Origin of the sequence: Arthrobacter sp. P2b (assembly GCF_900168295.1) — a bacterium.
Taxonomy (GTDB): domain Bacteria; phylum Actinomycetota; class Actinomycetes; order Actinomycetales; family Micrococcaceae; genus Arthrobacter.
The window spans coordinates 1-24856 of the sequence record NZ_FVZL01000013.1 but is presented as its reverse complement, the minus strand read 5'-3'; the positions used below and the strand labels follow the sequence as shown (position 1 = coordinate 24856).

Here is a 24856-nt window from a genome sequence, read left to right as displayed (position 1 = left end):
CTACAGGCCTTCCAATTGGCTGCCCTGCTTGTCCTTGCCTCCGAGGCGTTGGAGGAACAAGGCAAGTGCAAGGCCGATGAGGACGAGAATGACGGCGATGACGCTTGCCGGGCCCATCAGGTTGGCCCGGAAGCCCCGCAGGTACATGTCCAGCGCCAGGATCCGGGTGGAGTTACCGGGGCCGCCGCCGGTGAGGACGAAGATCAGGTCGAAGTACGTCAGCGACCCCACCACCATCAGGGTGGACGAGGTGATGATGGTGTACTTCAGCTGGGGGAGCGTGATGTGGAAGAACTGCTTGATGGTTCCGGCCCCGTCGATCTCGGCCGCTTCGTAGAGTGATTTGGGGATCTGCCGCACGCCGCCCTGGTAGATGAGCGTATGGAACGGCACGAACTGCCAGGCGATCACAAAGATGGCCAGGCCCAGGGCCAGATGCGGGACACCCAGCCAGTCCTGGGCAAGGAAGGGCAGTCCCAGGCCGGTTGCCAGGCCGAAGTTCGGATCCAGCAGGGCCTTGAAGGCGATGGCCACTGCAGCCGACGAGAGCAGCAGGGGCAGGAAGTACAGCACTGCCAGGGCGGCCCGGTAGCGCTGGCTTCCTGCAGTGAAGACACCCAGGAGGAGGCTGATCGGGGTCTGGACGAGCCAGGAGGCGGCCATGATCAGGAAGGTCAGCCCCAGGGCGTTGTACAGCCCGGGGTCGGCAAGTACCGAGAACCAGTTGCCCAGGCCCGCCGCCCCGATGGCGCCGATGCCGTCCCAGCTGGTGAAGCTCAGAATGAAGACGCCGGCCAGCGGCACGACGGCGAAGACCAGGAAGAAGAACAACGCAGGCAGCGTCAGCCACGCGAGGGCGGCGCGGCGCTTCCCGGTCTGCTCCGACTCGGTCCTGGCCGCGGCAGTGGTGGGAGCGGTGGAGACGGCGTTACTCATTTTCCGAGGGTGGCATTCATGTTCTCGGCGAACTGCTGCGGCGTGATCGACTTCAGGAACAGCTGGTCGATGTTGTTCAGCAGGGCCTCGGCGGCGGTGGGGCTCAGGGCCTGGTCCCAGGACTGCTGGAAGCTGGGAGCGTTCTTGGCCATGTCGTACACGAAGTTCAGGAAGTCCTTGTCCGGAGAGGTGTTGAGCTTGTCCTCGATGCCGTTGACGATGGGAACGGATCCGGAGTTGATGTAGGTGTCGATGACCGTCTCGGTCAGGATGCCGTCCTTGAAGAACTTCTTCGCCGACTCCTTTTCCTCCTCTGTCGCCTTCGAGGAGATCGACATGTACTGGGCAGGGTTCCCGACGCCGTTCTTGGGGTCGCCCTTGCCGCCGGCAACGGTGGGGAACTGGACGAAGCCCAGCTTTCCGTCCTGGACGAAATTCTGGCCGCCCTTCTTCATGGCGCCGTAGGTCCACGACCCATGCAGCATCATGGCTGCCTTGCCCGTAAACAGCAGTGCCTGGTCCGCGTTGGAGTCTGCAGTGATCGATGAGAAGCCCTTGATGAAGCCTTCCGCAGTCACGAGTTCCTGGATTTTGGTGCCCGTTTCGATTACCGCGGGGTCCAGCCAGGCGTTGGGCTTGCCTTCGAAGATCGCGGTGAAGACGCCGGGGCCGCCGATGCGGTCCAGCAGGTATTCCAGCCACATCATGGAGGTCCAGCGCGACTGTCCGCCCAGTGAGAAGGGTGCCACACCCATGCCGTTGAAGGTCTTGACCAGCGACATGATGTCATCCCAGGTCTTTGGCGGCTGCACGCCGGCCTTTTCGAACAGTTCCTTGTTGTAGAACAGGACGATCGGGGCCACGTACTGGTTGGGAAGCGCGTAGATCTTGCCGTTGACGGTGGCTGCACCGAAGGACGCGGGGAAGAACTTCTCTTTCAGGTCCTTGTTCTCGTCAAACCAGCCGGTCAGGTCGTCCACCTGGTTGGCCTCGGCGTACGTCTTCAGGGTGCCGCCACCCCAGCCGTAGATGATGGTGGGGGCCTGGCCGGCGCCGATGGCGGTCTTGATCTTGGTCTTGTAGGCGTCGTTCTGGAAGTAGGTTACTTCGATCTTGTTGTCGGGGTTCGCCGAATTGAAGGCGTCCACGGCCTTCTGCATGGTGGTTTGGTTCGGCTCGCCGGAGAGGTACCACATGCTGGCGCCCCCGCCGGCGCTGGAGGCGCCCGGTCCGGAAGTGCCGCAGGCAGTGGTCGCTGCGACAGCGAAGGGAGTGAGGGCGGCAAGGGCGAGGAAAGAGCGGCGGGACGTCTGGGGCTGCTTCATTGCTTCTCCATCTGGGGTTTGCTTCTTTGCAAGGTGCGGGTCTCTGCCTGACCAGTTCGAAACATTTCGAAAGGGTGATTTAGGTCACGCTCTAAACTAAAGTGGCTGTCTGGTGGAGGTCAAGAGGTCGGGGCCGAAATTTTTGGCACAAGGACACGGCTTCCCTTGACCGTTCCGTTGCTGCTTCTGCAGAATGAAGCTCACGAAAATTTCGAAAGGTTGCGAACCGTGAGATCGATGAAGATTCCAGAGCAGGCCAAGCCGACGCTTGCCATGGTCGCGCTGCAGGCCGGCGTCTCGGCGCCAACCGTTTCGAAGGTGGTGAACGGCCGCGACGACGTAGCGCCGGAGACCCGTGCCCGCGTCCTGGCGGCTCTCGAGCAGGCAGGGTACCAGTCCCCGGTGCAGCGCCGCGCGGCCGGGGAGGCCAGCATTGTTGTCGAGGTGGTCATCGACGTCCTGGACTCCGCCTACATGATCGAGGTCCTCAACGGAATCCTGCAGTTTGCCGCCGCTGCCGACGTCGAGATCATGGTCAGCGTCACCGGCCCGTCACCCTCGAACCTGCGCACCCCTGAGCGCCGCGCGCAGCGCATGCTGGATGAAGGCCGGGCGGGAATGATCGTGGTGACGTCCGCTTTCAGCGAGGCGCAACTGCAGGCGTTCCGCCGACGCAAGATTCCCGTTGTTGTCATTGACCCGCTCAACCCGCCCTCAGCGGATGTGGTGAGCGTCGGGGCAACCAACTGGGCCGGCGGCAAGGCCGCGACGGAACATCTGCTTGACCTGGGGCACCGGCGGATCGCGTACATCGGCGGGATAGAAAAGGCCGAATGCAACCAGGCCCGGCTGCACGGCTATATGGCCGCCCTGATGGCCCGTGGCGTCACGGTGGATCCCCAGTACATCGTGCCCGGTGGCAGGTTCCGCCGCGAGAGTGGCGTTGCCGGACTCCAGGCACTGCTCCAGCTGGACCAGCGGCCCACGGCCATCTTCGCCGGAAGCGACGCCATCGCACTGGGTGTCCTCAGCGAAGCGGGCCGACGAGGGGTCAGGGTTCCCGAGGACATCAGCCTCATCGGTTTCGACGGGACAAGGCAGGGTGAGGAATCGGTTCCGTCACTCAGCTCCGTGGCCCAGCCGTTGGAGGAGATGGGCCGCGCGGCACTTCGGTCACTGCTGCGCCAGGCGCGCGGGGAAGTCCTGGACTCCCACCGCGTCGAACTTGCCACGCACCTGATTGTCCGGGACTCCACCGCCCCTCCCGCGGGCACTGCAAAGGGATGAGTTTCCGCCGATGCTGCTTCTTTCGCTGAGGGGCTTCAACTTTGGAAGAAGGTAGCGGGGGTTTCTCCGGAGAGGTGGGTGACGATTTCTTTTGCGAGGTCCTGCCGCGTTTTATCGCTGGCCTTCGACGCGTTTGTCAGGATGGTCATGGCCTCGTCCTGGCTGCAACGATTCTGCGCCATGAGTATCCCGCAAGCGATGCTCACGGGTGTCTGGCTTTCCAGGGCTGACCTTAGCTCGCTTACGGTGTTTTGGGCGTCCTTGATTTTCAGCACGAGGCGGATAGCTTGTGAGGCTGCGCCTGCGAAGGCAGCGGTTTCTTTGATCGTCTGGTCATCGAAGACCCGGCCGGAGGCAAAGAAATTGAGTGCGGCAGTGGAGTCTCTGCCGATGTGCAGGGGCATGCCGAGAACGCTTCGGCAGTTCTGGGAAGCGAGTTCCTGCTGGTAGGACGGCCAGCGAGGGTCACTCGCGACATCTTCCAGGAGCACCGGGGCAAGGGTTCGCAGGGCTTCTACGCAGGGTCCTTGGCCCAGGCGCTGCTCAATTTGGTCCAGACGGACAGCACGCGGGCTGCTGCCGGCGACGGTAACGCGGCGGCTTCCCTCCTGGAATGTGATGCCGCAGTCAATGGTGCTCCGGGTACGTCCACTCAACGTGGCGGCGGCGACACCCGACAGGCCACAGAAAAAGTCCTCAACGCTTTCAGCACTGATCAGGAGGTTCTGAAGCTCCATCATGGGCGGCCGTTGTTCAGGGGTCATGGGCATGCCTTAACGTAAACGGGAGCTGTGTCATGGACAATCCCCGGCGCCGTCCCGGGTACGACATCGTCACCGCAACGTCCGTGCGTCAATGTCGTTCTGGGCGATGGCTGCGAGGGACCGAAGTACCAGCTCGTCAGATGCAGTGAACGTCCTGGGTTTCTGGTCGATGACGCACAAAGTCCCAATGTTCCACCCACGCGGACCGTGCAGGGGATAGCCGGCATAGAAACGGATGTAAGGGTCCCCGACGACGAGTGGATTCGAAGCGAATTGCTCATCAGTCAGCGTGTCGTTTATGACCAGCATTGAGTCCCGCTTAACTGTCTCTGTGCACAGTGCGATTTGACGTGGGGTCTCCTCCCGGAGAGGGCCGACAGCGGACTTGAAGAACTGGGCGTCCTTCGCGATCAGTGACAGTGAGGCAGCACCTACGCCGAAGTACTCTCGGGCAGCATTTACTACCCGATCAAAAGTTTCCTCCGCACCTGTGTGGAGGAGGTCAGTTTCCCGCAACGATGCCAACCGTTCCTCCTCTGCCCGTTCAGGGGTAAGAAGGAACCTGCCCGCCGCTCCCAACGCAGCCAAGAGATCTTCATCAGACCTTTTCACCACGCCATCCGGTTGACCGGATCCGCGCGGAATGGACTGTGGGGGAGGCCGCCTTGCCGTGACCTCCTTCCCCTTCGGGTCAGTGCCGTGGCCGTGTTCAAAGTCGGGAAGGGCAAGGACGCCATGAAGGTAGGCGCGCAGCTCGAACTCAGAACACGGGGCTTGGCCGAAATAGGAGGGCCAAAGAACCTGCGGTTGCAAACCGTCGACGACCAGTGCTGCAAGTTCCAGCCGCCGCTTCGCCGCTTCATCCATCCCTTCCACCTCCAATCTGGCATTGCTTCTGGCTACCCCAGCGTTTCGTAGTGCAAGAAGCCATAGTGATAAGTGTACTTATTACCTTAAGGAAGCAGAGCGCCGCTCGGTGACGTCTTGGGTGAGGGCCAGTATGCCTTCGGCGGTCACGATGGCGCGCGCCGTGTCGGACGAGGGGACGTTGCAGCTTGTCGGTTTCGACCGGCACCATCGTCCTTTCAGTTCGAACAGTCAGACCGCTTCACGTCCATGCCACGAAAGCGGGGGCGGCGGGACGCCTTGGCGAGTGTCACTCCCAGTACGACGGATGCCATCCCACCAACAAGTAGAAAGGCTACTTACTATTTAATAGTAATCATGCTTACTATTACGTCAGTGCTGATGCATCAACAGCAGCTGACCTGACGGAAAGAGAGCATGATGACAGAAAATCAGTGGACCAACGTTTCGGGGTCGTCCTCGCAGGACACCGAGATTATGACCGTCGGAACTACCCCTTCCGTTACCCCGGCGTCCGAAGGCGCCCCCGGATCCAAAAAACAGGTCGCGAAGGAAGAAGCTTCCAATGTCGCCGGGCATGCCACCAGCGCCGCGCAGGGTGTTGCCCAGACGGCTAAGGAAGAGGCCGCCCATGTCGCCTCTGAGGCAAAATCCAACGCCAAGGATCTCCTGTCCCAGGCGAAATCGGGTCTGTCCGGCCAGGCAGGCACCCAGCAGCAAAAGGCTGCGGAAGGTATCCGCACCCTTTCCAGCCAGCTGCAGACCATGAGTGAGGCACCCGAGCAGCAGGGCATCGCCAGTGACCTGATCCGGCAGGCTGCCCATCGCAGTGAAGTGGTGGCTTCGTGGATCGAGAACAAGGAGCCTGGCGACCTGCTCGGCGAGGTCCAGAGGTTCGCGCGCAACCGTCCCGGCACCTTCTTGCTGCTGGCAGCAGGGGCAGGGATCCTCGTGGGCCGGCTCGGCCGCGGCCTGCAGGCAGGAGCCCCGGGATCCCAGGATTCCGCTGGCCAGCGACCCCTTACATCAGGGCAAACCCTTCGGACGGTTGAAGCTCCGGCCCGGCAGGAGAGCGCGTTTGCCTCCGGCAGCGCCCCTGAATTTTACGAAGAGCCCATTGTGGCCGGCGGAGCTCCGGTATCCACCTCGGCCCTGCCCTCAGGCACAGCGGAAGATACGCCCCTGCGCTTTGAGGATGACCCCTACGAGTCAAAGGAAGGACGTCACCTGTGAGCAGCCAGATACCGGAGATGCCGCCGAGTGAGGCGCATCAGAAGGCGGATAACGCGTCGCTGGGTGAGCTGCTGGGTGATGTGACCCGGGACCTGTCCACCCTGATGCGCCAGGAAGTGGAGCTTGCCAAGGCTGAAGCCAAGCAGTCCGCCACCAAGGCCGGGAAGGGCGCCGGGATGTTCGGCGGCGCCGGCGTGGCCGGACACTTCGTCCTGTTGTTCCTGTCCCTGGCGCTGATGTTCGCCCTGGGCGCCCTGATGCCGCTGGGCTGGGCCGCCGTGATCGTCGCCGTGATCTGGGGCATCATCGCCGCGGTCCTGGCCTCGATGGGGCGCAAGGAACTCAAGCAGATCAAGGGCATGCCCCAGACCGGCGAGACACTGTCTGAAATTCCCCCAACCCTAAAACCAGGTGAGGTAAACCGATGAGCGATAACCCGGATGCAATTCGTCAGGAAATAGAAGAGACCCGCGCACGCCTGGGCACCAACGTGGACGCGGTCGCGGACAAGGTCACACCGTCCAACATCGTCCAGCGCCAGACCGAGAAGGTGAAGGGCAGCGTCAAGGACGCAGTTACGGGGGTGAAGGACAAGGTCATGGGAGTCGCCGATTCCGCCACGACCACTGTTGGAGACAAGGTGTCCACTGTTCAGGACAAGGTCTCCTCCGGGACTGGCCATGCCGGTAACGCCCTGCACTCCACCGGCGACACCCTGCACGGGGCAAAGGACACCGTTGCCAGCAAATTCTCCGATGCCGGTTCCGCGATCAGCGCCGCCCCGTCACGGGTCAAGGCCCAAACCCAGGGCAATCCCCTGGCAGCAGGTTTGATCGCGTTCGGGGCCGGGATGCTCGTCTCGTCCCTGATCCCGGCCAGCCAGAAGGAACGCGAAGCGGCCGAACAGCTGAAGACCGCCGCGGAGCCACTGGCCACCCAGGTTACCGACGCGGCCAAGGATATGGTCCAGGACTTGAAGGCACCCGCCCAGGAAGCCATGGAAAGCGTCAAAGCCACCGCCGCTGACGGAATGCAGAACGTCAAAGCCGAGGGCCAAAGCGCCGCGAGTGACGTCAAAGACCGCGCAGCAGATGCCAAGGATAACGTCCAGAACACATGAGCGGCCGGGACCAGGTCCCCAAGCCTCCCCCCGACCCAGCGGGGAGGCCGACGGACCCCGACCAGCAACAATCCGCTGCCGGCGGGCCGCGGCACATGAAGGCACAGCCGGGGACCGTTCCGGAGCAATGGGCCACTCACAGGCTGGTCAGCATTGCGGCCCGACTTGATGAGCGCCGGCTCAACCGACGGTTGGCCAGGCTCGGACTGACCACAGGATCGCTGGACGCACTCGAGACAGCGGCGCAACTTGAACCAACCACGGCGACGGATCTTGCCGAAATGCTCTGCGTGAGCCGGCAAAGCCTGGGCAAGGTGCTGCGGCGGCTTCAAAGCCTCGGATTCCTGACCAAGGAACCAGGCAGGGACGGCCGGAGCGCCGACATCTACCTCACCCCGGAAGGCCGGGCCGTCCTTTCCGCTGCCGGAAATCTCATTCGTGAGGGCACCGAAGCGGAAGCACCTGATGAGGTGTTGTTCCGCCGACAGCTGGAACAACACATCCTTCGCCTCCGGAACTCTGAGCGGAACACCGCCGCCCGGCACAAAAACAGCGATCGGCAAAACAAAAATCTCTCTACGACAGGAGCAACAAGATGGCGACAACAAACCGGACTACCGGACCCAAAACCACCCTTCAAAGAGCAGCCCAGGCAGTAGGCGCGGTCTTCCTGCTCGTCGGAGTCCTCGGCTTCATCCCGGGCATCACCAGCAACTACGAAGCGCTCTCCTTCGCCGGACACGGCTCAGAAGCACTCCTGTTGGGCATCTTCCAGGTCTCGATCCTGCACAACATCGTCCATCTGCTCTTCGGCGTCGCCGGGATCCTGATGTCCCGCACCAACACACAGGCCCGCAGCTACCTGCTTTACGGCGGGGTCATCTACCTCATCCTGTGGCTTTACGGCCTCATCATCGGCCACGACACCCCCGCCAACTTCGTCCCGGTCAACACCGCGGATAACTGGCTGCACTTCGTCCTCGGCATCGCCATGATCGCCCTGGCCATCCTGCTCTCCCGCAACACCACGCGCACCGCCGGCTCCACCCACCGCTAACCAGCGCCCCACGCCGGATTCATCAACAGCATTAGAAGGAGAACATCGTGCTTAACACTGAAAACCTTTCTGCACTGACCACCGCCGGCGGCAATGTCATCGGTTCCGACGGAACCAAAATCGGATCCATAGGGCAAATCTACGTTGATGACCAGACCTCAGAACCCACCTGGGTCACGGTCAAGACCGGGCTCTTCGGAACCCATGAGTCCTTCGCCCCGCTGGGCTCCGCTTCGCAGGACGGCAACGACATCGTCGTCGCCCACACCAAGGACAAGGTCAAGGACGCGCCCCGTGTCGCCCCTGACGGGCATCTGGAACCCGCCGAGGAAGACGAGCTCTACACCTACTACGGTCTCTCCAACGGCTTTAGCCGTCACGGTGACGCCAACACTGCTGACGCCGCAGCCGTAGGCCGCGGCACGGTGGGTCACGACACTTCAGGACCCACCACGGACGAGGCGATGACCCGGTCTGAGGAGCAACTGCACGTCGGCACCCGGAAGGAAGAAGCTGGCCGTGTGCGGCTGCGCAAGTATGTAGTCACCGAGAACGTCACCACCACCGTCCCGGTCCAGCGCGAAGAGGTCCGCCTGGAACGCGAGCCCATCACCGACGCCAACAGGGGCGCCGCTCTGGACGGCCCTGCCATCAGCGAAGAAGAACACGAGGTCATCCTCCATGAGGAACGCCCCGTGGTGGAAAAGGAAGCCGTCCCCGTCGAACGCGTCCGCCTGGACAAGGAAACGGTGACCGACGAGCACACCGTCACCGAAGAGGTCCACAAGGAAAACATCGACCTCGACGACGACGCCCGCACCAACCGCTAACGGCCGGCAACCACCCGGAGAACATCCGGGACCGTCGATGAGACCGCCATGGTCCGCTTTCCGTTGGGGGGCGGGCCATGGTCTTTTTCAGGGTCCTCCGCACCACTTCGTATGTGAAAATGGGGCGGGTTGAGCATGCAACCCGCGGACCTACGCCGAGGAGCTCAGTGGCTTACGTTATCCGGAAGAACGGCGGTGTCCGAGCAGCTGAGTGGGTGCACGCGGGGGATCTTCACGTCCTGGGCGGGTTGCGATGACGCGCAGGATGGGTGTTGAGGAGGAGTTCCTGATTGTCGACGGCGAGAGCGGGAAGCCCCTGCCGCTGGGCGAAGTCCTGGAACAGCTCAGCGATTTTCCCCGCCTAACCAGCGAAATGAAGCAGGAACAGATTGAAACCTGCACCTTGCCGCGGGTCACCCTCGCCGAAATCGCCGATGACATTACCGCCGGGCGGAAGAGCGCCGACTCTGCGGCCAGGCGGGCAGGAGCGCGGGCGGTTGCGTTGGCAACTTCGGCGCTGCCGGTCGAGTCCACCATCGCCCCGGGTGAACGATGTGCCCAGCTGATGGAAAGGTTCGGGCTTACCGCTGTTGAACAGCTAACCGGAGGCTGCCACGTGCACGTGGAGATCGAGTCCGAAGAAGAAGGCGTCGCCATCTTGGACCGCATCCGGATTTGGCTGCCCGTCCTGCTGGCCATCAGCGCCAACTCACCGTATTGGAATGGGGTGGACTCAAGCTATGCGAGTTACCGCTGGCAGGCTTGGAGCCGCTGGCCCACCACCGGAGCGGCTGGCATTTACGGTTCCGCTGCTGCGTACCACCGTGAAATCGGGCAGATCCTCAGCTCCGGCGTGCCCTTGGACAAAGCCAACCTGTACTTGGACGCACGACTCAGCCACAAGCACCCGACCGTAGAGGTCCGGGTCGCCGACGTGTGCCTGTTTGCCGACGACACCGTCCTGCTGGCGGCCTTGGTCCGCGGGTTGGCGGAAACCGCGGCACGGCAGTGGCGCGACGGCGTCAGTCCATTCCCCACTTCGGCTACCCAACTGCAACTCGCGTCCTGGCAGGCCAGCCGCTACGGACTGCAGGGTGAGCTGGGAGACCCGATAACAGGAAAGCCCCGGGGCGCCTTTGAGGTGGTAACGGCGCTGATGGACCACCTCCGGCCGGTGCTCGAGGAACAGGGAGAGTTCAACACCGTCGAGTTCCTGCTGTTCCAAGTCCTGAGCCGGGGGACCGGTGCGGCGGTGCAGCGGGGCTCCTACGCGCGTGGCGCAAGCACACGAGATGTGGTCACCGATGCCGTTCACTTCACCTGCCTTCCGGTGACCCCACTGCGGGCGGCAACAAACAGCAGTAGGTTGACCCTCTGACGCGGTCGCAGGTAGCGCGACCGATCAGGGGATGAGGGTCTCCGCACGGTACCGGTTGAAGAGTGTGGTGAAGGAATCCAGTGTTCGGCGATAGCCGGTGAACCCGGCGTCCCGGCTTTTGCCCATATCCGTCACTACCTCGATGTTGCGGCCCAGGTCGCCGTCGGTGTGCCACCAGGAGGCGACGCGGTCCAGGTCCGGCTCGCTGAGGTTATGGCGCCGGGCAAGTTCCCTCCACTGGTCTTCGCGCCCTGCCATGGACTGCTCGAGAGGCCGGGGCTCACCCTGGTACCCCTCCCATTCCAGGCCGAAGTAGGCTGCGAGTTTCGGCCACATCCATCGCCAGCGGAACACATCACCGTTGACGATGTTGAAGGCCTCGTTTGCGGCTTGAGGCGTCGTGGATGCCCAGAGCATGTGCTCTGCGAGTAAACCTGCGTCGGTCATGTCAGTCAGGCCGTTCCACTGCGTTTCGGACCCGGGAAAGACAAACGGCTCCCCGCTCTCCCTGCAAAGGGTGGCCTGGGCGGCGAGCGTAAGTCCCATGTTCATGGCGTTGCCCACCGCATGCCCGATGACCGTGTGCGCGCGGTGCACGGACCAGGTGAACCCCTGCTCGGCCGATGCGGCCCAGAGCTCATCCTCCTGCGCGTAGTAAAAGTTCGCCACCGGCAGGCGCGGCTCCTCCTCGTGGAAAGGTGTGTCGGCCATTTCTCCTGCCGCGTAGGCCTCAAAGGGTCCGAGATAATGCTTTAGGCCGGTCATCAGGGCAACGTGGCTCACGTCTTTGCCGCGGAGTGCGGCGAGCAGGTCACGCACCATGCCGGCGTTGACCCTGATGTTCTCCTCCTCGGTGGCACGGCGCGACCATGCTGTGAAAAAAACGTGCGATGGATTCTCCGGCTCAAGCACATTGGCCAAGGCTGCGGCCGAGGTCAGATCCGCCGAAAGCCACCGAACCCCGGCGCGCTCCGCTCCGGGCCGGCGGGACAAGGCAAGGACGTCCCAGCCCTCGCCCGTCAAGGTGTCCACCAACGCGGATCCCGCGATGCCCGTGGCTCCTACCACCAAAGCTGTACGCCGGGCGCCTGATGTTGACTCTGTACCGGTAATCATGGTCCTCCTCAGATGTGCTGCTCCTGCCACTTGGGACAAGCCCGGACCCTGAGAAGATATTCCTGCAGCCCGGCTAGGCGCTCGGAGGCGTGGGGCGGAAATTTATCTTCCGTTCTGATCGGTACCGGCGGGTACTGCGGGATGCACTTGGGGCAGATTCGCCAGAATTTCCTCGGTGAGTGCTTCTATGCCGCCTTCGGATGTCACGGTCATTCCGGCTTCGGCTGTTCCAAGGGTCTCAAGTGTCTCCAGCTGTGAGGTGAGGAGGGATTGAGGCATGAAGTGTCCTGGGCGCTGGACCAGCCGCTCCTTCAGTACCGAAGGGTCGACCTTTAAGAGGATGAACCGGGTGGAAGGAGCGGCTGCGCGGATAGCGTCACGGTAGGCGCGTTTGAGGGCCGAACAGGCAACCACGATCCCGTCGGGGTGTTCGGCCGCGAGTTCTTCGCCGACCAGGCGAAGCCATGGCCATCTGTCTTCATCGGTGAGCGGTATGCCAGCCGTCATTTTTTCGACGTTCGGCAAGGGGTGCAGGTCGTCAGCGTCCTTGAAGGTTGCCCCGAGCCGGGCTGCCAGGGCAGCGCCGACCGCAGTCTTGCCTGCACCACACACGCCCATAATGACAAGAGGGCTGTGCACTACAGTGCTCCCTGTTGTGCTGTTCCCGCGGGGATCGGAACCATCCGGGTCACTACGACAGGCTTTTCCAGCAGGCCTTCGAGGGAGGCGTTCAGGCGTTTGACCGGTTCACCTTCGCCGTGGGCGTCCAGCAGCGCAGCTGATTCCCATTTCTCAATCATGAGGATCTGGTTGTTGGGGGCTTCGTGGATCGCGTAGAGCAGGCAGCCGGGTTCCTGGTGGACTTCGCTGATTGCGGGGGAGAGGGCGGCGACGACCTGGTCGAAGGCGCCTTCCTTCGGGCTAAAAGCTGCAGTGACGACGATGGTCATGCTGGGGTTCTCCTTGCTTTAAGGGTGCCCTTGAGGGGCGTGGGAGGGTCCTTGGGGGGCGCGGCGCGGACCGACGGGTAGAGTCCGTCGGTCCGCGCCGAACATCCGCAGGGTGTTCGTCAGACTTAGCTGAGAGCGGCGAGGTTTCCAGGGGCCGAACTTTCAGTGGATGCCAGGTTCAGCCCATTGTGGAATCCCCGCTTGCCAGCTACTTCGACACTGCCTCAAGGGCAAGGGCAAGGGCTTCGGTTTCCCGGCGCAGTTCGAGGGCCTGGGCCAGGGAGTCGTCCATGATGACGTCATCCCAGCGGACGATCCCGCCCTTGGCGACGTCATTGCGCAGTTCCACGTGGTGGGCCAGTGCGACCGGCAGTGCACCGGTAGTTACGGAGTGCTTCGCCGAAACGAGCTGGCCCCAGACGGTGTATCCGCCTTCGCCGTCGAGGAATTCGCCGGCTTTGAGGTCTTTCTTGGCGGTGGCAACGACGTCGCCGAAGAACCCGATAGGTGAACCCGTGGAAATTCCGCGGAGCACGGCGTTGGCGATGGATACATTCAGTTCCAGGCCGACGTAGTGGTAGGGGCGGTACAGGGCGGCGTACTGGCCGGTGGGGTCCGGGTGCCAGGGGTATTCGTTGAAGCAGCCGGAGACGTACGCGTTCGTGGCCTTCACGACGACGAAGACGCCTTCCTGGGTGTTGTGGGGGATCCAGGTGCCGTCGCGGTTGACGCTGGACATGACGTCGACGGTCCCTTCGTGTGCGAGGGCTCCTCCGACATCGGCGGGGCGGCAGATTGAGGCAATTTCCTCAACGTCTCCGGGCGTGAACGTCAGCCCGGTGTCGGAGGGGACCAGTCCTGCGCCGTTGGCGACGGCGGCCATTTCGATGGCGGCCTTGGTGCCGTCGCGGAAGGAGGTGTGCATGTTCGGGTTCAGCTGCCCGGAGTCGGTGAGTTCCTTGGAGAATTCCCAGTTTTCCCAGACGTTGTCGGGGTTCATCTCGTGGTAGTGCTCGAGGAATTTGGCACCCTTGCCGGCGCAGACGACGTCGAAGCCGCTGGTGCGGGCCCAGTCGACGAGTTCCATGATGAGGGCCGGCTGGTCGCCGTATGCCATTGAGTAGACAACGCCGGCTGCTTCTGCCCGCTTGGCAAGAGCGGGCCCTGCCAAGGCGTCGGCTTCAACCGTGACCATGATGATGTGCTTTTTCGTTTCGATGGCGCGCAGTGCGTGCTTGACGCCAACGATGGGGTTGCCGGTGGCTTCCACGATGATGTCGATGTCGACGTCGAAAAGCTCGTCGGCGTTGGCCACGATCGCGGTTGAGCGGTCCCTCAGGGCGGTTGCGATGTCGGGGGCGATCTGGTCTTTGGGCCATCCAACGAGTTCGAAAGCACCTTCAGCGCGTTTGACGTTGATGTCTGCGATGGCGACGACGTGGATGCCCGGGATGTTGTTTGCTTGGGCCAGGTACATCGTCCCGTAGCGTCCGGCGCCGATCAGGCCGACCCGGATGGGCTTTCCGTCGGCCTCGCGCTGGGTCAGGAGATGGTGCAGATTCATGAGTTGCCTTTCAAGGGATACGGCGCTGTTCCGGAAGGGATGCGGGCTGGTCTGGGATCAACCGCAGATTGTGGGGCTCTACTTATCACCGTGCGGCTCGCCGCCATTGGTAGTGGGGCTCTGCAGTCCAAGCGGGATCGAACTAAGGTAAAATAAGTGGAACCGGTACACTTTTATGTCACAGGCGTAGGCCTGAGGTCAAGCCCTAGGCTAAAAAAGGTTCCCGGATGTCCAGGAAGTGCCAGACAAAGGAGTAGGCGTGCAGAAACAACCGACCATCCGCGATGTTGCCCAGGCGGCCGGGGTGTCCGTTGCAGTTGTCTCGCGGGTGCTGAATCCGGGCTCAGGTCCAGTCGCTGCAGCTACCCGCGCCAGGGTCAACGGCGTGATGAAGGACTTGGGCTACCATCCCCGCACGGCGGCCAGGGAGCTAAAGTATGGCCCGCCTACCACGCTGGGGCTGCTCCTCGCCGACGTCTCCAACCCATTTTTCGCCCGACTGGCCGACCAGGTGGTGCAGGAGGCGCACGCCCGCGGAATCCAGGTGCTGCTGATGACCACGCAGGAGGATGACCAGCTGGAATCAGAGCGTCTGGCGACACTGATCGAACGCAGGGTCAGCGGGATTATCGCGACCCCGACCGGCAACAACCTGGCAATCTGGAAGCAGCTTCAGGACCTTGGGACTGATGTGGTGTTTGTCGATAGATCAATACCTTCGCTCCCTGAAGTAGACGTGGTGAGCATCGACAACTTCGAATCCGCCCGGGCTGCTACGGCACTGCTCGCCGCGCACGGCCACCGCCGAATCGGGATTATCTCCGGGCCGGCTGCCTCCACCACCGGAAGGGACCGGATCGCCGGCTATCGGCACGCCCTGGAAACAGCCGGCCTGGAGCAGGATGAGCTCCTCATCCGGCACGCCGCGTTCCGCGGGCCGGCGGGAGGAGATGCCGCGTCGGCGCTCCTCGGCATCGAGGAGCCGCCCACCGCATTGGTGGTGGCAAACACCGCCCAGGTAACCGAAGTTCTGCGGCGCCTATCCCACGCCGGAATCGACATTCCCCGCACCCTATCCGTTATCGTTTTCGAAGATTCACCCTGGACCGAACTCATGACCCCGGCCCTGACAATCGTCCGGCAGCCCATAGATCTGCTCGCCCGGCACTCCGTGCAGCTCGCTTTGTCCAACACGCAGGGCAGGACGTCCGGAAAACCCAATGTCATACGCGTAGCCGCCGAACTGGTCGAACGGTCCAGCGTTGCCCGGCTGCAGTTTTCCAAGTAACAAGTAGCATCCGCTTCTCAACGGTTTACAGCCCCACCCGCGCTGTGGTAAAAAAGTGTACCGGTTCCACTTATACCGCAATCTTCCACCCTGTTCCGTAGGCCGCGACTGCAAGGCACCGGGCAAGCGAGACGAGAAAGCAGCAAGAGCAGCCCTTCTCGACCATATCCGCACAGCCCAAGACGCCTTAACCACCGCCATCGAAGCATCAGTACCCCTGTCCGTACCGGCCAGGAACCAGCAAGTATTCAAAGGAGAATCAGATGCCAAAGCGCATCCTGGCCGCCGCAGCTGTGGCCGTTGCACTCACCGTTAGTACTGTCCTCAGCGGTTGCGGCGGGGGCGGCGCCGGCGGTGCCGGCGCCAGCACCACCGTGCGCCTCGGCCTCGGTGACCCGGCAACCTCTTCCATGGGCGTCTCCGCAAAGCACTTCGCCGACAAGGTTGCCGAGCTGAGCGACGGCAAGGTCAAGGTCGAAACGTTCCCCGACGGCACCCTTTTTGGCGGGGACCAGAACGCCGCCGTCAACCTGCTTGGAAATGGCACGCTGGACTCGACCATCATGTCCACCTCGGTGTACGCGTCCTTCGAGCCGAAGATGAATGCCGTCAGCCTTCCCTACCTTTTCAAGGACTCGGAGGAGGTCACCAAGTACTTTGAAGGCGAGCCAGGCAAGGAACTGCTGGGCTCACTGGACAAGCTGGGCATCAAGGGCGTGTCCATGCTGACCCGTACTCCCCGGCACACCACCAACTCGGTGCGTCCCATCACCCAGCCCGAGGACTTCAAGGACCTGAAGCTCCGCGTACCGCAGAATGACCTCTGGGTGAAGTTCTTTGGTTCAGTCGGCGCCAACCCGACGCCCATGGACTTCAAAGAGGTTTACACCGCCCTGCAGCTCGGCACTATCGACGGCCAGGAAAACCCCCTGGAAGTTCCAGTCAACAACAAGTTCTTCGAAGTCCAGGACTACCTCTCCCTGACCGGCCACATCTCGGACGGCCTCGTCCTCGGGTTCAGCAAGAAGAAGTGGGACTCGTTCGATGAGGACACCCGGAAGGTCCTGCAGGAAGCTGCAGACGACACCGCTGACTTCAAGACGAAGTACGACACCGACGAAGCCGCCAAAACCCTTGAGAAGCTGAAAGGCGAAGGCGTGAAGATCAACGAACTGACGCCTGAAGCCCGGGAAAAGTTCCAGGCGGCAGCGCAGAAGGTCTACCCCGAGCTTGAAGGCAAGGTGGGCAAGGAATTCGTACAGTCAAGCCTTGAATTCCTTGGACGGTAAGGTGACGGGTCCAGTGCAGGAGACGAGTGCAATGCATGATGAAGGAACCACCCCAACCCGTGGGGCCGAACACCAGGCGGCCGAAGATGGCATCACGGTGGTTCCGGCAGGCGAAGTCCCGGAACCTCATGGCCTGATCTGGAAGGCCGTGGATGCTCTCCTCTTCGTCGGAATCTGCGCGATGCTGCTTAGCCTTGCGGCCCAGATGGTCAGCCGGCAGATGGGAGCCTCGCTGCCATGGACCGAGGAACTGACCCGTTTCCTGTTCATGGACACCACCTTCCTGGGGATGGCAGCCGGCTTCCGGGCCGCCGTGCACCCGCGCGTGAACTTCGCGGTGGCGTGGGGACCAGCCTGGCTTAAGCAAGTCAGCATGCATCTCTACGCCATCTGCGGGACCGTGTTCTTCAGTGTCCTGCTTTACAAGACGTGGGAACTGATGCTGCAGCAGTACGCCGCCGGAGAGTCCAGTCCTGCCCTGGGACTCAAGATGTTCCTGGTAACACTTCCCCTTGTAATTGGCGCGGCACTCGCAATCGTCGCCCATATCACCACCGTCTACTTCTCCCCCTATATGCGTAAGCGGATCCTCAAAGGAGAGATGATCGCATGAGCCTGACCCTGCTGGGCATTTTCCTCCTCCTGCTGCTGCTGGGCGTTCCGCTCTCAGTCTCACTCGGCATCGGCGTCATCGCCACGCTGCTGATCTTCGACATCCCCCTCGACCTGTTGCCCCAGTCAATGATGAGCTCCATGAACAGCTTCCTGCTGGTTGCTGTCCCCTTGTTCGTCCTGGCCGGCAACCTCATGGCCGGAGGTGGTATTTCAGACCGCATCTTCCGTGGCGCCGAAGTCATCTTCGGCCGCTTCCGTGGCGGCCTTGGCCAAGTGAACATCGCATCGAGCGCAATTTTCGGCGGCATCTCCGGTTCCTCGGTTGCCGACATTGTCAGCCTTGGCAAGATCGAGATCAAGGCCATGACTGACCATAAGTACCCGCGGCCCTATGCGGCCGCGATGACCATGGTCACCGCTACCCTGTCCTCACTGATACCGCCGAGCATCCTCATGATCATCGCCGCCTCGACCGCGAACGTGTCGGTAGGCGCGGCACTCGCGGGAGGATTTGGACCGTCCATTGTCCTGATCCTCGTCCTGATGCTTGTGAATTTCTTCCTGTCGGCACGCCACGGTTACGGCGAGGTCTCAAGGACGCCTTTCAAGAAGGGCCTGAGGATCGTCCTCGGGGGAATCCCGGCCATGGGCGGCCCGGTGATCATCCTGGTGGGCATGTTCAGCGGGCTCGTCACGCCCACGGAGGCTGCCGCCGTCGCCGTCTTCTACAGCCTGTTGGTGGGCATCTATGTCTACCGGGACATGAAGTGGCGCCAGATGCCCAAAATGATCGTGGACGCTGGCCTCACCACCGGCACCATCCTGCTCATCGCCATGATCGCCGGCGTCGCCTCTTACATCTTCACCATTGACGGACTGCCGGCAAAGGTCAGCAGCTGGCTGCTGAGCGTCAGCACCGACCCCACCATCGTCATGCTGCTGATCGGGCTGATCCTGATCATCATCGGAACGGTGATGGACAAAGTCGCCGCCATCCTTCTTTGCACACCGGTGCTCATGCCCGCGGCTGTGTCTTCCGGCGTGGATCCCATCCACTTCGTCGTCTTCCTCGTTGCTGCCCTTGCCGTTGGCCTGGTCACGCCGCCTGTCGGCGTCTGCCTGTTCGCGGCGTCCTATGTCAGCGGGCTGCCGATGGAGAAGATCGTGAAGGCCGCGGTGCCGCTCTACGTGGTCATGGTGGTTGCCATCGTCATGCTGGCCGTCTTCCCGCAGCTCATCCTGTGGCCGTCCGATCTCCTGACCAACCAGTAACGTCTGCCCTAATCTCTAAAGGATTCCAATGCCTGAACATGACCACCCAGCGCTTGCCCTGATGGGATTAGGGCCGATGGGGGAACCGATGGCCCGCCGGCTGCTGAAGGGCTACGGCGAGCTGACAGTCTGGAACCGGACTGCTTCGAAGGCCGAAACCTTGGTGGGCCTGGGCGCCCGCGTTGCGACTTCACCTTTTGAGGCGGCCGCCGACATCGTCCTCACCGTGTTGCCGGACCTAAGCCACGTCGAATCGTTGCTTCCGGGAGAAGAGGGCCTGATAGCCGGATGGACAGCCCGGGGCATTGCCCGGCCCATACTCGTCGTGCACGGGACCGTCTCGCCGGGGGCAGTGGCGGCCTTTGGCGAACGAATGCTTAGCGAACACGGGGTCCGGGTCCTGGACGCCCCCGTCAGTGGCGGCACCGTCGGTGCCGAAAACGGCACCTTGAGCATCATGGTGGGCGGGGACGAGGACGCACTTCGCTCGGTCGCCCCGGCGTTCGAGTTCATGGGCAGCACCATCCGGCACATGGGGTCCGGAGGTTCGGGCGCCCTCGCCAAGGCCTGCAACCAAATCGTGGTCGCCGGCACGGTCACGGCAGTTTCCGAAGCCATGCTTCTCGCGCGCGGCGGGGGACTCGATCCATCGGTGATGCTCGAACTGCTCCGGGGCGGGCTGGCCGACTCCAAGGTGCTGCGCCAAAAGGGGCACAGATGGATTGACGGCGACTTCACAGGGGGCGGCAGCGCCCAAAACCAGCTGAAGGACCTCAACTTCGTGCTGGGGGCGGCTGGAACGGCACAGCTGGAGCTACCCCTGAGCACGGTAATCAAGGATCTTTTCGAGGATATGGTCGCGCGGGGCGACGGCGGCCTTGACCACACAGGGATCTTCCTGACCCTTGCTCAACGCAACAGCGCTCTCACTGAGACCTGAGAATCCCCACGGAGGGCGCGAAAGCACTCTTTCTGCGGCCGCTCTCAAGCTGGCTAAACCAATACGTCCGCGGTCATCAGTAGAAGGTCGTGCTGAATTTGGTAATGGGTTCGCAGGGACCCGTCCAGTTCTTTGAGCCAGGCGACGGAGGGGGAGCGAATATCCAGGACTTCAGTTGACTGCAGCAGTTGCTGCGCGGCGAAGGCTGCCCGGGGCAACACCAGCTCCTGGGGCTCGATGGTTTGGCCCGAGATGCGTTGGTAGCCCTGGAGGAAGGCCGTTAGGAGCTCGGGATGTTCCGGGGAACCTGGGCGCGGCCCCAGAAGGTCCCGTGCTGCTGAGGCCACATCCGCTGCCGCCGGCATAGCCCCGGATTCGTCCAGGTCGAAGCAGGCAGGCCATCCGTCAGTCCAGCGCAGGTTGTCGAGTTCAAAGTCGCCGTGACCGAGAACGAGCGGCGTGGCAGGGCTGGCCGTTAGTACTGTGCTCAGGGTCTTCGCAGCTTCCGCCAGTTCCGGATCTTCCAGTGCAGCAGGGGCAGCTGCCAAGGCGGCGAACGGATCCGGCGGCTTTGTCTGGGCTCGCATGGCCGGCTGGCCCGCGGCCTGGTGAAAGGCAGCCAGCGCTGCTCCCCAGGCGGCGGCAGCACCGCCGTCGAGCTCCTCAACATCCAGCTCGTCCCCGTCCACCTTGCCCAGGACCGAGGCGTACATGTCGCCGAGCGGCGTACCGATCCGCTCGACCATCGTGTTTATTCGGGAGGGGACAACCCGCGCAACAGAAGCGCCAGCGGCTGCCAAACGGGCATGGAACCGCGCGCCTTCGGCAAGGCGGTACCCCGCGGGGTCCTCCGCGGGCGCGAACCGCGCGTACAGCACACCTCGGGAGTCAGCTCCTGGCGGGGCAACAAACACGTGGGCCGCGGACGAACGCCAGAAACGGAGAGCCCCCGCCGGCAAGCCCCAGCACTCGCCCACAGCGTCGGCAACTGGGGAGCACCACTCTTGGTCCACCGTTTCCCTCAACGCGAAGATCTGGCTCAAAGGCAACATACCTACCATCTTGACGGACCTCGTAGTGGTTGAGCACTCACTTTCGCGGCCATAGAACCTTCACCAACGACAGAAGTCCTCCGTCCCTCAGGGGACGGAGGACTTCTTCGAAGAGCCGTTCTCTGGCCGTCAACAGTGGATGTGGCTACCTCGTACTGACGGATACAGTGATGGATCCGCCTGCGGAGGACGTTACCTTGACGGTTGGCGTCACAGGGGCGGCCGAGTTACGGGCACGGAGTGTCCAGGTACCGTCAGCGGCCACCACCGCGGTGCCGATCCGCACATTGTTGGCGTTCGTGACCGTAATCGTGTTGGCGGTGGTGATGCTGGCGCTTCCACCGATGCGCCATTCCTGCTTGTCAGCGCGGTACTCGGCCGTGGCCGTGAGCTGGTCCGCGGGAGTCACGGTTGACGAAGCGCCGGTACCAAAGGTTGCCGGAGCGCTATCGCCTGCTGCGCTCTTAGCGACCAGCTTGAGGGTGTAGGTGGTGCCGTTGGTCAACCCGCTCAGCACGGCGGTACGCGCTGCCGCGTCCGTCTCCACCGTGACCGCTGTTCCTGTCGCCGGCGTAGCCGTCAGGACGTAACCGGTAACCGGCGTATTGCCCGCGGCTGCACCCTGCCATTCGACAGTCGCGCTGCCGTTGCCGGTGGTGACCCGGACGACGTTGGGAGCGGACGGTGCAGTCAGGTCCCCTGCCTTCACGGAGTAGATAACCGGTTCGGCTGCGGTGTTGCCGGCACTGCTCTTGGCCGTGACGACGAAGCTGTACTCTGTGCCAGGTGTCAGCCCTTCGAGCTTGGCTGAAGTGGCGCCGCTTCCTGCGTCAGCCGTTGCGACTACCGCATCGCCCGACCGCGCCTCCACGGTGTACCCGGTGACAGCCGAGCCATTGGCGGCGGCCGCGGTCCACGTGACATCCGCTGAACCGAGCAGGGAACCGTCGTTCACCGCCACGTTGCCGGGGGCTGTGGGTGCGGAGGCCTCTGGAGGCAGCTCGGCAGACGTCGCGGTAACCGTGCCGGCCGCCGCAGGGGTGCTTGCCTGTCCGTTCAGTGCCACGATCTTGACCGGGTACACCTGACCGTCCACCAAGCCGCGGATGGTTGCTTTTGTTTCTTCGGCTCCGACCTTGATGCTCACTTCCTGGCCCAGAACAGTGTCCTCGGCGATCACTTCGTAGCCGGTGATGGCCGGAGCGTCCGCGGGGACGGTGGCGGGTGCCCAGGTGGCGGTAATGCTGCCGTTGCCTGCCGCGCTGGCGAAGGCCTCAGTGGGTGAGTTGGGTGCTTGCCCGGAGGGCCCCGCGGGGCATCCGCCGAAGCCTGGGCCGTCGATCTCCTTGAACTCGGAGATGGTCAGGCCGAGCTGTGCTTCAACCCCCACCGGTTCTGCCTGCCAGCTCGCTACGGACGGGTCGCCGGCCATAGCAGCGTCCCGCTCGGCTTCAGAGAAGAAACCGTACGTCACGGTGAACTCGCCGTTCTCAGCGACGCCATCGACCCTGTAGCCGGCAGGTACCTCATCGTCGGGCCAGCCGATTGCCCGCTCGCCGATGCCCATGTCCCTCATGTCGGGGTTGACGATTTCCACCGCCATGCGGGCGGTGTCGACGTCGGCGCCGTACTTGCCCTTGACCACAACCTGGCCCTCGACGTCGCCGGCGACGTCCGGAGTGGGCGTCCCGTTAACAGCGTCGACTGAGGTGATGACCGCCGTGCCTGCCAGGGCTCCGTCGCCGCTGCCGTCCTCAAACTCCACCGTGACTTCGTCGCCTCCTGTGATGTTGGGAGTAACCACATCCCAGCAAACACCTCCCGGGTGATTGACCTCGAGGAAGCCTGTGGCGTCGACCACCCCGCGTGCGACACCGATGAGGTTACCGCCGCGGGACACGCGGATGGTCGCGTCCTGTCCCGCCTGCGCGGCGTATCCCTCGATGGCGACCATGTCGCGCTTGGTGAAGATTTCAATGTTGCCGGGGCCGACCGGGGGGTTCGCCGCCATCACAGCGGACGCACCGGCTCCCACAAGTGCCAGCGTGGTGGTTCCCGCGAGCAAGCCGGTGATGCGTCTGCGTGAGGACGGGTTACCTGGCGTACCGGGAGGAACGTGCCTTCGAAAGCTCATTACGAGTCCTTTCCTTATCGGAGCTCTCAGGCCCCGGAATAGCTCAACTGCAGGACGGATGATGCCTACGAGGAAAGGATCGGTGGAGGGGCTTGCGAATAGCTTGGCTTTTCACAGTGGTTGCCCCGCTCAACTGGGACCGTCATTCTGCAGCACCGCGCCGGCAACACGCTCCTGGGGGCACCGCGACGAAGCGCGTGGTGAGCAAAGGGCGTAGCTTCGCCAACTAAGCGGTAGTGAGTCTCCCAAATCGAGTGATTTTGGGCAGCGCCTTAAAACCGGCAAGATTCGATGAGCCGTCAAATACCGGTACACCGCTTGAACGAGTGGCAACAACTACTCTCATGAACCGGAGTTGGAGAAACGCTGGAAACCCAGGTTGCAAAAACCTTGGCGAAAGCGTCGTTTCCGGGAAAAATTGCTGCTAAGTCCTTGCCTTATCCGAACAGGGCTGCGGCTTCGTCGTAGCGCTTCTGCGGGACGGTTTTGAGCTGGCCGAGGGCTTCCTGGAAGCCGACGTGTTCGATGTCCGTTCCCTTCAGGGCCACCATGGTGCCCCAGAAGCCTTCCACCACGGAGTCGATGGCGGCCATGCCGAGCCGGGTGGCCAGGACGCGGTCGAAGGCGGACGGTACGCCGCCGCGCTGGATGTGGCCCAGGATGGTGGCGCGGGTTTCGATGCCGGTGCGGGCTTCCAGTTCCGGGGCGAGCTGGTCGGCGATGCCGCCCAGGCGGGGCCGGCCGAACGTGTCCAGGCCGCGTTCGGAGTGCGGGGCTTCCATGTGCTCGGGCACGAACCCTTCGGCCACGACCACCAGGGGTGCGCGGCCGCGGGCGTGGGCTTCCTTCACCCACTGGGTGATCTGGTCGATGCTGACCTTCTGCTCCGGGATGAGGATGGCGTGGGCGCCGGCGGCCATGCCGGCGTGCAGCGCGATCCAGCCCACGTGGCGGCCCATGACTTCGGCGATCATGCAGCGGTGGTGGGATTCGCCGGTGGTGCGGAGCCGGTCGATCGCTTCGGTAGCGATCTGGACGGCGGTGTCGAAACCGAAGGTGTAGTCGGTGGCGTCGAGGTCGTTGTCCACGGTCTTGGGCACGCCGACGATTTTCAGTCCGGCGTCGGTGAGGCGCTTGGCGGCGGCCAGGGTTCCCTCACCGCCGATGGCGATGATCGCGTCGATGCCCAGGCGTTCCATGTGGGCTTTGATGACCTCGGGGCCGCCGCCGTTGTCGAACGGGTTGGTGCGGGAGGTGCCAAGGATGGTGCCGCCCTGCTTGGCGATGCCGCGGACCATGGTGCGGGGGATGTCGATGATGTCGCCCTCCACCACGCCGCGCCAGCCGTCGAGGAACCCGACGAACTCGTGGCCGTGGATGGCAATGCCTTTGAGGACGGCTCCGCGGATCACCGCATTCAGTCCGGGGCAGTCGCCACCGCTGGTGAGGATTCCAATCTTCATGTTTCGGCTCAAATCTGCGTTATGTGCTCCTGCTTGGGCTGTGCCTACTTGGCCTGCCGGCCGGGGTTTGCTGCGAGAACGGCGAGGTTGTGGATGAGTTGCCGCAGATCCAGCGGAGACGACCTGAACCGTGTACTGCCCGCTGTGGTGGTTTTGTGCGGGCAGTACACGGTTTGGGGGTGGGTTATGCGATGGCTGCGCGGAGTTCTTTTGCTGCCAGGGCGGGGTCGGCTGCGCCGTAGATTGCTCCGCCGGCGACGGCGACGTCGGCGCCTGCTTTCTGGACGTCTGCGATGGTGGCGACTTTCACGCCGCCTGCGACGGAGAACGGTACGCGGGCTTCTGCTCCGGCGCGGAGCAGTCCGTTCAGGTCGAA

25 protein-coding genes are annotated in these 24856 nt (G+C 63.1%); 13 read left to right on the top strand and 12 right to left on the bottom strand.

Annotation, left to right across the window (positions count from 1 at the left end; genetic code table 11):
* Together B5520_RS16675 and B5520_RS16670 are read right to left on the bottom strand one after the other, a co-directional pair.
* Window positions 1-936, bottom strand: coding sequence for a carbohydrate ABC transporter permease (locus tag B5520_RS16675; RefSeq protein ID WP_079598203.1), 936 nt, complete (start codon window positions 934-936; stop codon window positions 1-3).
* The gene (locus tag B5520_RS16670) at window positions 933-2261 is read right to left on the bottom strand and encodes an extracellular solute-binding protein (protein WP_079598202.1); all 1329 of its coding nucleotides are present in this window, start codon (window positions 2259-2261) and stop codon (window positions 933-935) included. The genes B5520_RS16675 and B5520_RS16670 overlap by 4 nt, the downstream gene beginning before the upstream one ends.
* Before the next feature lie 237 nt (window positions 2262-2498).
* On the opposite strand from B5520_RS16670, the gene B5520_RS16665 reads away from it, so the two are divergent.
* Complete coding sequence (locus tag B5520_RS16665; RefSeq protein WP_079598201.1) at window positions 2499-3548, top strand: LacI family DNA-binding transcriptional regulator; 1050 nt, start codon at window positions 2499-2501, stop codon at window positions 3546-3548.
* A gap of 35 nt (window positions 3549-3583) precedes the next feature.
* Here B5520_RS16665 and B5520_RS16660 read toward each other — a convergent pair whose 3' ends face one another.
* Both B5520_RS16660 and B5520_RS16655 read right to left on the bottom strand, forming a co-directional pair.
* Window positions 3584-4288: a GAF and ANTAR domain-containing protein gene (locus B5520_RS16660; protein ID WP_254865606.1), complete on the bottom strand. Its 705-nt coding sequence runs from the start codon at window positions 4286-4288 to the stop codon at window positions 3584-3586.
* 93 nt (window positions 4289-4381) lie between these two features.
* A complete protein-coding gene (locus tag B5520_RS16655) occupies window positions 4382-5179 on the bottom strand; it encodes a GAF domain-containing protein (protein ID WP_079598199.1) in 798 nt (265 codons plus the stop codon).
* 477 nt (window positions 5180-5656) lie between these two features.
* Between B5520_RS16655 and B5520_RS16650 the strand changes: the two genes are divergently transcribed.
* The 7 genes from B5520_RS16650 (at window position 5657) to B5520_RS16620 (ending at window position 10797) form a co-directional block, all read left to right on the top strand.
* Window positions 5657-6412 (top strand): hypothetical protein, encoded by a 756-nt coding sequence (locus B5520_RS16650; RefSeq protein ID WP_254865613.1) that lies wholly within the window; start codon window positions 5657-5659, stop codon window positions 6410-6412.
* 17 nt (window positions 6413-6429) lie between these two features.
* The gene (locus tag B5520_RS16645; protein ID WP_079598257.1) at window positions 6430-6840 is read left to right on the top strand and encodes a phage holin family protein; all 411 of its coding nucleotides are present in this window, start codon (window positions 6430-6432) and stop codon (window positions 6838-6840) included.
* Window positions 6837-7532 (top strand): DUF3618 domain-containing protein, encoded by a 696-nt coding sequence (locus tag B5520_RS16640; protein ID WP_079598198.1) that lies wholly within the window; start codon window positions 6837-6839, stop codon window positions 7530-7532. The genes B5520_RS16645 and B5520_RS16640 overlap by 4 nt, the downstream gene beginning before the upstream one ends.
* Window positions 7529-8191, top strand: a complete 663-nt coding sequence (locus B5520_RS23265) for a MarR family transcriptional regulator (RefSeq protein ID WP_079598197.1) — start codon at window positions 7529-7531, stop codon at window positions 8189-8191. Before B5520_RS16640 ends, B5520_RS23265 begins: the two co-directional genes overlap by 4 nt.
* A complete protein-coding gene (locus B5520_RS16630) occupies window positions 8128-8589 on the top strand; it encodes a DUF4383 domain-containing protein (protein ID WP_079598196.1) in 462 nt (153 codons plus the stop codon). Before B5520_RS23265 ends, B5520_RS16630 begins: the two co-directional genes overlap by 64 nt.
* Window positions 8590-8636: 47 nt before the next feature.
* Window positions 8637-9419 carry a DUF2382 domain-containing protein gene (locus B5520_RS16625; RefSeq protein ID WP_079598195.1) on the top strand — a complete coding sequence of 261 codons (783 nt, stop codon included), beginning with the start codon at window positions 8637-8639 and terminating at the stop codon, window positions 9417-9419.
* 253 nt (window positions 9420-9672) lie between these two features.
* Window positions 9673-10797, top strand: coding sequence for a glutamate--cysteine ligase (locus B5520_RS16620; protein ID WP_079598194.1), 1125 nt, complete (start codon window positions 9673-9675; stop codon window positions 10795-10797).
* Window positions 10798-10821: 24 nt separating this feature from the next.
* Here B5520_RS16620 and B5520_RS16615 read toward each other — a convergent pair whose 3' ends face one another.
* The 4 genes from B5520_RS16615 to B5520_RS16600 all read right to left on the bottom strand — a co-directional run bounded on the left by B5520_RS16615 (window position 10822) and on the right by B5520_RS16600 (window position 14427).
* Complete coding sequence (locus tag B5520_RS16615; protein ID WP_079598193.1) at window positions 10822-11913, bottom strand: SDR family oxidoreductase; 1092 nt, start codon at window positions 11911-11913, stop codon at window positions 10822-10824.
* Between the two features lie 102 nt (window positions 11914-12015).
* Window positions 12016-12552, bottom strand: a complete 537-nt coding sequence (locus tag B5520_RS16610) for a gluconokinase (RefSeq protein WP_079598192.1) — start codon at window positions 12550-12552, stop codon at window positions 12016-12018.
* On the bottom strand, window positions 12552-12863 hold the full coding sequence (locus B5520_RS16605) for a putative quinol monooxygenase (RefSeq protein ID WP_079598191.1): 312 nt from the start codon (window positions 12861-12863) through the stop codon (window positions 12552-12554). Before B5520_RS16605 ends, B5520_RS16610 begins: the two co-directional genes overlap by 1 nt.
* 208 nt (window positions 12864-13071) lie before the next feature.
* Entirely contained in the window at window positions 13072-14427 is a 1356-nt protein-coding gene (locus B5520_RS16600) for an NAD(P)H-dependent oxidoreductase (protein WP_079598190.1), read from the bottom strand.
* 259 nt (window positions 14428-14686) lie between these two features.
* Between B5520_RS16600 and B5520_RS16595 the strand changes: the two genes are divergently transcribed.
* From B5520_RS16595 to B5520_RS16575, 5 genes are all read left to right on the top strand, one after another.
* Window positions 14687-15715, top strand: a complete 1029-nt coding sequence (locus B5520_RS16595; RefSeq protein ID WP_079598189.1) for a LacI family DNA-binding transcriptional regulator — start codon at window positions 14687-14689, stop codon at window positions 15713-15715.
* Between the two features lie 263 nt (window positions 15716-15978).
* Window positions 15979-17004, top strand: a complete 1026-nt coding sequence (locus B5520_RS16590; RefSeq protein WP_079598188.1) for a DctP family TRAP transporter solute-binding subunit — start codon at window positions 15979-15981, stop codon at window positions 17002-17004.
* Window positions 17005-17035: 31 nt separating this feature from the next.
* Window positions 17036-17617: a TRAP transporter small permease gene (locus B5520_RS16585; protein ID WP_079598187.1), complete on the top strand. Its 582-nt coding sequence runs from the start codon at window positions 17036-17038 to the stop codon at window positions 17615-17617.
* The gene (locus B5520_RS16580; protein ID WP_079598186.1) at window positions 17614-18891 is read left to right on the top strand and encodes a TRAP transporter large permease; all 1278 of its coding nucleotides are present in this window, start codon (window positions 17614-17616) and stop codon (window positions 18889-18891) included. Before B5520_RS16585 ends, B5520_RS16580 begins: the two co-directional genes overlap by 4 nt.
* Window positions 18892-18919: 28 nt before the next feature.
* Window positions 18920-19831, top strand: coding sequence for an NAD(P)-dependent oxidoreductase (locus tag B5520_RS16575; RefSeq protein ID WP_079598185.1), 912 nt, complete (start codon window positions 18920-18922; stop codon window positions 19829-19831).
* Between the two features lie 53 nt (window positions 19832-19884).
* On the opposite strand, the gene B5520_RS16570 is transcribed toward B5520_RS16575, so the two are convergent.
* The 4 genes from B5520_RS16570 to B5520_RS16555 all read right to left on the bottom strand — a co-directional run.
* A complete protein-coding gene (locus B5520_RS16570) occupies window positions 19885-20883 on the bottom strand; it encodes a phosphotransferase (protein ID WP_079598184.1) in 999 nt (332 codons plus the stop codon).
* Window positions 20884-21028: 145 nt separating this feature from the next.
* The gene (locus B5520_RS16565) at window positions 21029-23017 is read right to left on the bottom strand and encodes a fibronectin type III domain-containing protein (protein ID WP_079598183.1); all 1989 of its coding nucleotides are present in this window, start codon (window positions 23015-23017) and stop codon (window positions 21029-21031) included.
* Window positions 23018-23454: 437 nt separating this feature from the next.
* Complete coding sequence (locus B5520_RS16560; protein ID WP_079598182.1) at window positions 23455-24480, bottom strand: ATP-dependent 6-phosphofructokinase; 1026 nt, start codon at window positions 24478-24480, stop codon at window positions 23455-23457.
* 184 nt (window positions 24481-24664) lie between these two features.
* On the bottom strand, window positions 24665-24856 hold a 192-nt coding region (locus B5520_RS16555), incomplete at its 5' end, for an orotidine 5'-phosphate decarboxylase / HUMPS family protein (protein WP_176156891.1).